This is a genomic window from Bradyrhizobium sp. 179, assembly GCF_023073535.1.
Lineage (GTDB): Bacteria > Pseudomonadota > Alphaproteobacteria > Rhizobiales > Xanthobacteraceae > Bradyrhizobium.
This window is the reverse complement of sequence record NZ_JADPJR010000033.1, coordinates 114,434-123,212: the sequence shown is the minus strand read 5'-3', so window position 1 is coordinate 123,212 and position 8,779 is coordinate 114,434. Positions and strand designations below refer to the sequence as shown.

The 8,779-nt window shown below is 58.3% G+C and carries 7 protein-coding genes and 1 pseudogene; 5 read left to right on the top strand and 3 right to left on the bottom strand.

Going from position 1 to position 8,779, the window contains the following annotated elements; genetic code table 11:
• Positions 1 to 409: 409 nt before the first annotated feature.
• The 3 genes and pseudogenes from IVB12_RS08345 to sugE all read left to right on the top strand — a co-directional run.
• Positions 410 to 787 (top strand): annotated as a pseudogene (locus IVB12_RS08345) (transposase); the annotation flags it as partial.
• 1,778 nt (positions 788 to 2,565) lie between these two features.
• Positions 2,566 to 3,579, top strand: a complete 1,014-nt coding sequence (locus tag IVB12_RS08340) for a radical SAM/SPASM domain-containing protein (RefSeq protein WP_247297569.1) — start codon at positions 2,566 to 2,568, stop codon at positions 3,577 to 3,579.
• A gap of 112 nt (positions 3,580 to 3,691) precedes the next feature.
• Positions 3,692 to 4,006 (top strand): quaternary ammonium compound efflux SMR transporter SugE, encoded by a 315-nt coding sequence (gene sugE, locus IVB12_RS08335; RefSeq protein ID WP_247279066.1) that lies wholly within the window; start codon positions 3,692 to 3,694, stop codon positions 4,004 to 4,006.
• A 222-nt stretch (positions 4,007 to 4,228) separates the two neighbouring features.
• Here the strand turns inward: sugE and IVB12_RS08330 are convergent, their stop codons facing one another.
• The 3 genes from IVB12_RS08330 to IVB12_RS08320 all read right to left on the bottom strand — a co-directional run bounded on the left by IVB12_RS08330 (position 4,229) and on the right by IVB12_RS08320 (position 7,413).
• Positions 4,229 to 4,348, bottom strand: coding sequence for an inorganic phosphate transporter (locus IVB12_RS08330; protein WP_247334058.1), 120 nt, complete (start codon positions 4,346 to 4,348; stop codon positions 4,229 to 4,231).
• A gap of 1,343 nt (positions 4,349 to 5,691) precedes the next feature.
• Entirely contained in the window at positions 5,692 to 6,213 is a 522-nt protein-coding gene (locus tag IVB12_RS08325) for a thermonuclease family protein (RefSeq protein WP_247297568.1), read from the bottom strand.
• A 453-nt stretch (positions 6,214 to 6,666) separates the two neighbouring features.
• Positions 6,667 to 7,413, bottom strand: coding sequence for an energy-coupling factor ABC transporter permease (locus IVB12_RS08320; RefSeq protein ID WP_247297567.1), 747 nt, complete (start codon positions 7,411 to 7,413; stop codon positions 6,667 to 6,669).
• A gap of 888 nt (positions 7,414 to 8,301) precedes the next feature.
• Between IVB12_RS08320 and IVB12_RS08315 the strand changes: the two genes are divergently transcribed.
• Entirely contained in the window at positions 8,302 to 8,499 is a 198-nt protein-coding gene (locus tag IVB12_RS08315; protein WP_247297566.1) for an RMD1 family protein, read from the top strand.
• Between the two features lie 59 nt (positions 8,500 to 8,558).
• Entirely contained in the window at positions 8,559 to 8,771 is a 213-nt protein-coding gene (locus IVB12_RS38360; RefSeq protein WP_247297565.1) for an RMD1 family protein, read from the top strand.
• Positions 8,772 to 8,779: the final 8 nt, after the last annotated feature.

Here is an 8,779-nt window from a genome sequence, read left to right as displayed (position 1 = left end):
GACGGGCGCGCTTCGCGAGCGGCTTGCTACAGTCCTGCAAACAACAAGGGGGTCACTTCCTCATGTCGCTGCGGGGTCAAATCCGGACGTCGCTTGACAGAGGGAAATATTGCACGACCTATAGATGGTCTCGGTGGCTAGCAAACCGCCGGCAAATCCGCCATTGATCGTTATGTCCGCAATGGGCAGATGAGATTGCCAGTAGTGCGTTGGTTAACATCCCGTGGTCATCGGGCGGCGGCGCTTCGGGGAGCCGATCCAAAGAAGAGCTTCGTATCCCGGCCCTAAGAAGAAAAGCTGCGATTGACTGCCATAAACGCCGCTGATCGCTATGGCTGCAGAGCTAGACACTACTTTGGCAGATTGTTGGATTTGAGCCTTTTATTAGGATTCCCGAATCGATTTTTCAATGATTCATGGGTGGTCGGCTCTTGGAGGGCTGACCATGGCAGAATGGGAAGACGAACTCGAACGCTGGCTGAAGCCGTTCTTGCAGCGGTTGGGTTATAAGACCCGATAGCGGATGTGTCCGCTGTACGTTGCGGGGCTAATCGGTCCCCGCGATCGCAAGAGCGTTCAACCGATGGCGGAGCGCGTTGCATCGGGCAACTACGATCAACTGCACCATTTCATCGCCGATGGTGTCTGGGACGCGACACCGCTGGAATCGGAACTGCTCAATCAGGCCGACCGGCTTGTCGGCGGCCAGGATGCCGTGCTCGTTATTGACGACACGGCAATGCCGAAGAAGGGTGATCGCTCAGTCGGTGTCGCGGCTCAATATGCGTGGAATGCAGACCATCGAGAAGATCGTGCCAACCCTGGCTCGGAAAACGATCCAGCAAGACATCCTTGAATAGGAGCGCGAGCCAAACGCTCGGGACGTCGAGGCTGGAGCACGCGCCTTCATCTCGGAGAAGTTGGCGCGGCTCACAGCGGGCTTCGCATTGAAAGCGGCAAACTGTCTCGGCGCGTCTGGATGTATAGGCCGGCGACGGATAGCGTACGAACGGCGCCTTTCGGCGAGTTACCAAAACTTACACTGGCTTAAGCTGCCCTCCGGAAACAGACTTCCGAAAAGTGGGTTCAAGAGCGGACCAGCGTTGCCGGATCCGGCGAACTTGGGGGTAGCCGCCGAGGATGACAACGTGCGCCACCTCGTCGCACTGAAGGGACCGCCTTTTGTGGCCCCACGTTCTTGAGCAACCGAAAAATCTCGAAGGACCTACCCTGACATTCATAATCCGAACATCCGTCGAGCGTCTCCACCTGGAAATCGATCACGGGATTGGTGGCGAACTTGTCTTTCAGCAGACTGCGAAAACGATGCTCTTCTGCAGCGTCCCGGATATGATTCTGTCGGAGGCGTTAGAGGCGGTCTGACGGTCACGCGCAGTGCCTATCTGACCGATGCCATTCAAATTTGGGATGAGACGCTAAGGTCGCTAAATGGCGCCGGCGGAAGCGCTGAAAAGTGCCTTTCAGCTCAAAGTCGATCCCTCGCACCTCAAGCCTGATCAGGCGTGCGCCAACGGCGCATCGCCTCAGCGGAAAATGGCACCCGGAGAGCGTGAGCATAGCGACCCGAAGGGGCACGCGGGTCCGAGTGCAGCGACGCGACCGGTTAACAGCGGCACCCGGGAACGGGGCAGTGATAGCGATCGCCGAAGGCGAGCCCCTTTCCCGAGTGCCCCCGGCGAGGAGCATCCGAGCACCATTGCGAATGCCCCTCCTCCCGCGATTTAGGTTCGGGGCCGCTATTGCTGAACAATGCCGCGAGACGCGCCACGCAGCAGGCGGGAAAGAGAAGCCCGAGGGATTCTGCTTTTCCTGGAATTTGTGAATAGCCTGTGGGTCAGGCTCGATGACGAGATTGTCATCGCGATCATGATATTACCGCGGCCTGAGGCCAAACACATACCAGGCAGGCGTCGATGATGAAAGGATGAGTGGTTCCCGGCTGGTGAAAGCTCTCGATCGCAAAACTCGACGGGTGGCTCGCGACATGCGGAGCTCACAATCTGTGTTAGCTTGCTGAAGAGAGGACTTCCCGGCCGTATCGGCACCTCGTCGGCAGATAGGCTAATCCGTGTCCCGATTCGCGCAAATCGCGCCCGCTCACTCCTATGGTGAGTAGCGTTTTCAACTGTTGAAATTCGCGATTTGCTGGATCAAGGTGAAGACTTTGCATTCTCGACGGGACCAATGGCACTCGCAATCGGAACTTCGCGGGTCGATGCCGGCCACGTTGATCATGATGACGTGGCGCTCGGGGCGGCGGCTACACGTCACACTTTTCATAAGAAAGCTGCCATTCAACTCATTCTAGAGAGAGCTTGAATCGCACGTAGCGTCATATTGTAAGCTATCGATTGCGTAGAGTTGCGCTTCGGTTGCGGAATTTGGGGCGACATTTATCGCGGACGTGTCGAGTTATGGACAGTACCGCCAATGGCATGACTGATGCTTGTTGGAATAAGCGAGACGTTAGACCAACCACATCGACGCATGTGCACTCGACAGCCGTCCAATCCTGCTGGACTGGGGCGCTAAGGAGAGAGAGCCGTGGCGCTTTCTTCATCTGTCGCGATCGCGCTTGCGACCGTGCCGTGTCGCGCTGATGGACGACGAATCGAGAATGATGCATGGGCGAACCGGCATGAGATGCAGATCGACGGTCCCCTCAAGGTCTCTTTGTTCCAAACGCGGAGCGCGGAAGTGGACAATATAGAATCGATGACTCTACAGGAGCTGCGCTCCGCAATCAGTGGCGGCAGGGTCTTGGAGATAACTACGACAACGGGCTGTGTCGTCGGATGTTCTTATTGCCCGCAGGACAAGTTTGCCGAACGGCAAAGAGCGATATCCGACGTGAAGCATCTTTCTCTCCAAGATTTCAAGCGATGTCTGGCGCGCGTACCAGCAGCTGTCGACATCAGCTTTTCCGGGTATTCGGAGCCTTGGCTCAATCCGGCTTGCACCGAAATGGTTGAGCATGCCTATGCTTGTGGCCATGGAATCCGAATTTTCACAACCCTGGTAGGGATGAACGGGCGGGATCTAAGACGCTTGCGTGCGCTGCAGTTCCGCGTTTTCCTGGTGCATGTTTTTGATGACGGCACGCACATGGATAGTGGTCTCGTTAGGCGCAACTATGTCGATTTGATGCGCCAACTTGTCGATGCCGACATTTCATCGTTGCTCTTCATAGTCATGGGCGAGGTGCATCCCGAACTTGTCGGCATAATTCCTGACGAAGCGCTGGTTCGCTCGCGTCCGCCGGGCAGCAGGGCTGGCAACAGCGAGAAGATGGTTGGAGCGCGGCAGCCAATCGTTGGAGCACTGACATGCCCTGACGAACGGCAATATCGTAATGTTCTTCTCCCAAACGGCGACGTTACTTTCTGCTGCATGGATTTTGAGCGACGACACGTTCTGGGCAACCTTCTCCGCGACAGGTACAAGGATCTCTTCGAAGGGGCAGCTTTTTGCAAGATTGCCGATCGCATGAACGGAACGGACGGCTTTCTACTTTGTCGATCGTGTGAATTCGCCGAACCAATAACGTCGGAATGCTGATTTTTGAGAGAAGTTGACCCCTCGAAGCGAATCGCGAGCCCTGGCAAGGGTGGCCTTCCAGCTCATCACCACATCAGCCGCGGGACGACCCTGCCATGAACGGAGGGCTGCCATGGCCTGGAGCATTTTGTTGGTCGCCGGCCTGCTGGAGGTCGCCTGGGCAATCGGCCTCAAATACACTGAGGGCTTTACCAAGCCCGTTCCGTCCGTGCTCACGCTCGCGGCCATGGCCGGCAGCGTGATCCTGCTCGGCCTTGCGCTAAAGACGCTGCCCATTGGAACTGCTTATGCGGTTTGGACCGGCATCGGTGCAGTCGGCACCGCAGCGCTCGGGATCATCCTGTTCGGAGAACCGGCCGCCGCGTTTCGCCTTGCCAGCATCGGGCTGATCGTCGCCGGCATTGTCGGGCTGAAGCTCGTGTCCTGACGAAAACATCGAAAGCATTGACCCCACCAGGTCAGCGCCGCAACGATCGCCGAGGCCGGCACGTCATTCTGCAGGCATAGACGATCGAGCTGGCCACGTTCCAGCGCACCGCTGAGGGGCGCGGCGCCGATAATGGCGAGGAAAGTGGCCAAGCACAAGATGCTGATGCAAGGCCTGTGGGCCGAGACCATCTGGCCGCGACCTGGTCGTGACGCGAAAGCCCTAGCGCACGATACGCCAGCCGCCCATCAGGGTCCCACCGGCATCGGTCTGGCACAATAGCACCACCCAGAACGGCACGAAGAATTCGCTGCCGAGATCGCCGTGCGAATAGAACGGCAATGAACCCAGCTGATCGCAGTCAGGTGAGCTTGCGATCTCTGAGTGAGCTCAGCTCCGCTCCTCGAATTACCGGTGCGACTTCATTGTGTGGTTCCAAAGAAGCTCCATCACCCAATCTCTTTCGCAGGAGCGTTCATGAAATCACCGGCGCACGGCATTCGATTCGTGTTCGACCTCAGACCCGCGGCTTGTTTAAACAACGACCGCTATTGTCGCGTGGACGACATCGCGATTGAAAAACGCCGGGAGCTTGCATCGTGCCCGTCGGCACAGAGTCTGCACACAACGAGGGCATGGGAGCGACGCTGCGAGTTCAGTGGCCCACGCTTCGTTCTGGAAGGCGCGCACTTCGTGTTCGGGAGGTGATATGCGATCTGACGTTTTTGTTCGGGCTGCCGCAGCAGTTGCGCTCGTCGCATGCGGTGTTGCTCATTCAGCGGATCTCCAGCCAGTTGTCAGCGAGCCATGCTGTTTCCAACCGAACGAACAGCTGCATTGTCTTCTGTGGCATTGTTGTGATCGGCGCGTGCAAGGCAGGTCCACACGTCTTTGTCACCGAAACCGCTCATGTGGTGTTAGGCTTCTTACCCGCCTGGCCAAATGCTGGCCTATGTCGGAGCAGCCGTGGCTTGAAAAGGCAATCGCGGCCGATATCGCCAACAGCAGCGAAGTCCGGAAAGGTACCTATGCGGCGTTCCCGCGGCAAAGGGCGCAATTCGACTACCGTCGTTTCGATGGCCCCTGGGAGGCAGCGTTGAGCAAGCGTCGCACCTGCTTGGTCCACAAGATTTGAGCGCGAGTGTATGAGTTTTGCCGGACAGCAATCTGGCGACCTTTGGGAATCAAGCTGCGCGCTCTGGGCATGTCAAAACCTAAAAGTTTGAGGCGAATGGCGTGGAGGTAGGCTGCATCCCAAGCCTCATTCGTGTTGCCTACCTCGCCCAGTGGTGCCTTGAACGCCAGTAGCCTTCTTTCTTCCGCTCAACCTGTACCCAGCGGAATCTGATTGTTGTTCCGTGCCACGCCTTTGTCTTGTTTAGGCTCCGGAGAGCCCACCATTCTTCCGAGTAAATGCGGCTCTCTCTCGAACTCGAAAAGGCGCCGCCTTGGCATGACCGCGAGTCCATGGTTCCGAAGAATTTACGCCGAGAACGATGGCGTTCCTGCGGAGCTTGCGATTTTCTGTCTTGCGACTTTCGCGCTTACGATTGAGACCATCTTACTCCTTTGAGCATGGTTGGGCGGCAGTGGTAAGCTTCACTGCCGGTCGAGGCCAGCTCGCCCGTGACTGCCACTCTGTGCGGAACCGACTCTGGCATATATTCTGGTGTGGGGAATACGAGTCAAGGGTGTGCATTCGCGTCGTCAGAACAGCTGGCTGGTCGACCACCTAACCGAATGCACGCTCGATATAGCCAAGGTACGGCAAAGCTGCCCGCCCACAAGCCCCGTCCGGCACGATCGGCCGCGCGTTGCGCAGCGTGGTATCGTCCCCTGGAGTATCGCGCCCAATCGAGCACGAGACCGTTACGCACCAACCATTCTGCGAGATCGATGCCATCAGCTGAACAGATCGCCATCGTCCGTCCACACTCATCCTCCAGGACTGACAGACAACTGACTTCGCGCTCTGCAACGAAGCTTTCAAGATCGCTCGCGGCCCTGAGGCCACATCGATATTGATTGACGTTGATATCTCGGCACATTTGAGTTTTGTCCGGCGCGTCGATGCCCCAGAGCCGAACGCGTGTCCCGTGAATTTCAAGGGTGTCGGTGCTGATGACCTTTGCCGGCCCCGCCAATTCGCCGGCAAACACGATGCTGCACAGTGCGAGCATGGTCAACACCACGATCAATCCATACATGGCGATCTTCTTTGTCGAACTACGAACATTCCGGCCGAGTGCTGCAGAGCATGGGAAGCCGCCGAACGGCTGCCATCGCGGCTGTGCTGAGGAGGCTGCTAATGTTGCATGGGTAAGCTCGTTCGACGGATGAATCCCCGTGTATCAGCAGTGCAAGACTCCCCTCGCGTCCAACCTCGCCCCGGATGCTCTGCGACCAGGCTGCTGCGCTGACCGCATCCCGCCATTCCTCCAGGTCGTTGCGGTAGTTCGCTTTGGCCGCATCACGCACCAGCCGGTCGAACTCGGTAGTGCGCGTCCGCTCACTAGCGACCGGACCGACGCGGACGGCCGGCCGCAAGTCGTCGAGATATGATTTCCTGGTCGCCTTGTGCGGAATGAGCATAAGCTCAGCCCCCTCGCTGCCACGGATAGCAGCGAGCGCGCGTCGCCCGGGATCGCGGCAGCCGGCTGCTATCGGGGAAAGCGTACGCATCGCTTGAGCAAAACGGGCGACATGACGGCCATCGTTGCTATCAACAGCAACATGCCTTTTAAGAGCGGTGGGCGACAGATGCCCTCGCACTCACGCCACCCAATTGGTTTCGCGAGCGCCAGCACAACCAGATCAGCCAGCGGCTCGACCAAGACCACAACTGCATAGGAAACCGCGAACGATGCGACGTCACCGAGGTTGGCGGTACCGAAGCCCGCGCCATAAAGCGCCCAAAACGCGACCGAGACAACGATAGCAGATTGATACGCAGTCGAGAGCGCAATCGCATTACTGTACTGCAGATCGCGATAGGCAGCCTTGGATGGAATGAGCCGCTTGGCGAGCGCCCGGATCGCAAACAGCGGCACTAGACGCGTCGTGGCATTCATACCATATTGCGGCAGGTCGGTCGGAACAAAGAGCACGCCTTGCAGCAAAAGGCCGAGCGCAAGACCAAGGGCAGCCGGCGCCGCGCCGAACAACAGTGACAGCGTCGAGCGCGGGACGAATTGCACTTCGGAGACCCCAACCGCAAAGTGCGGCAGGATTTCGCAAAACGTGAACACAAGGCCCGTCGCGGCGATGGCTTGCACAGCAAATGACATTGCGCCCCGCTCGCGTATGGTCTCGACCACAAGCTTGGCGATGACGCAGCCCATCGCAATGCCTGTCGCGTACCTCAACACGAGCTTGGCGTCTGTTACTATTCCGGGTTCGATATGCACGGTCTTGAGTCCTTTCTGCCGTTGTACTCGGGCCTTCGCTCAAGAATTTGCCGGGAGCGTTGTCTCTGACGGTTGGAAATGGCACTTCACCTTCGCCACCCTCGGTCCATTTGTAACGTCCTGTTTTCGCCAGATCGGACCGGGTGTGCACTCCGCCTTCGCTCGGTCATTGCGACATTTCATAGCAACAGCTATGCCAGCGCCGCTGCGGCGGTTAAGGCTCTGATTGCCTTGAAGCATCCGGCGGCGCGCAGGATTCGTCGTGTTCTGTAGCCGACATGCTCTGGAGGAAATTGGACACACATCGCGGCCAGTCTTTGGTCAACCTGTGCCGTTTCAGACAATCATTTTCGCTCGCCCATTGAAGCGGAACCTCCTGACGCCGTTGGCGCGACGACACCGGTTCGGCATCAATCTTGCTCGACCTTGTTTCGAGGACGACGCCTATGGCGCAGCCAAATGTTTGGCGGCCCGGGTCGTCGAAATCCTCCAAGAGCTTGCTGGGTCGTTCGATTGACCTTGCGGCCAAGCATGCACGAACATGGAAATGGCGACGCACCCATCCAAACTTGGAGCCGGAATTTTCTAGATCGCAGCATCATCTCTCAGCGACGCGCCCGGCAAATTCCGCTGCACCATCTGCGACGAAGTTCTGGACGTGTTTGAAGGTCCCGGGAGACGCTATCGTGTCGCAGTCAAACCGGATGCTAAAGTGAACATGGATCAACTTACGCCCGGTAAGCCTGCCGTCTCCGAGCAGACGGCGGCTGCCTCGATGCTGAGCATTCGCGCAGTCATGCTGGGCGATCGCATCAGCCCGTCGGCTCTCGAAATCGGGAGCTAGTGTCCTCGACGCCGATCGCTTTCCGCATTCATGCGGGCCTTGTCGTGATCTTCCGCTATGGCGTTGTAGTGCTCATCGGATTGTCGCCCTCGGAAGGAACCGCTCTGATCGAAACCCTGATATCGCGGGTCATCGGTGAACTCAGCTCCTATGAGGAGGAGAGCGCGCAGGCGCAGCTCTGCAACGACCAGAGCGCCGAGGTCATCCTGCCGGGCGGGCGGATTTTGTCTCAGAGAATTTAGCGACGATCGGCTGCCGATCGCCGATAGCTAGCCAAGAGCACGGCGCTGGAGCGAGATAAGTGCCGTGTCGCCGCGGTGTTCGACCTGGTCGTACCCTTTGCACGCGAACTAGCCGAGCGCGGCCGGACGCCGCGGGCCGCAAGGGCATTGTCCAACTGATCGGCAATGCGCTCCTGGTCCAGCAGCACGTCGCGGGCCGCGTCGCCATTGCCGAAAAGCCCGACGCACTCTGGGAGAAGTCGGAACTCGAGCGGCTCTATTCGCGTCTGTAAGACGAATA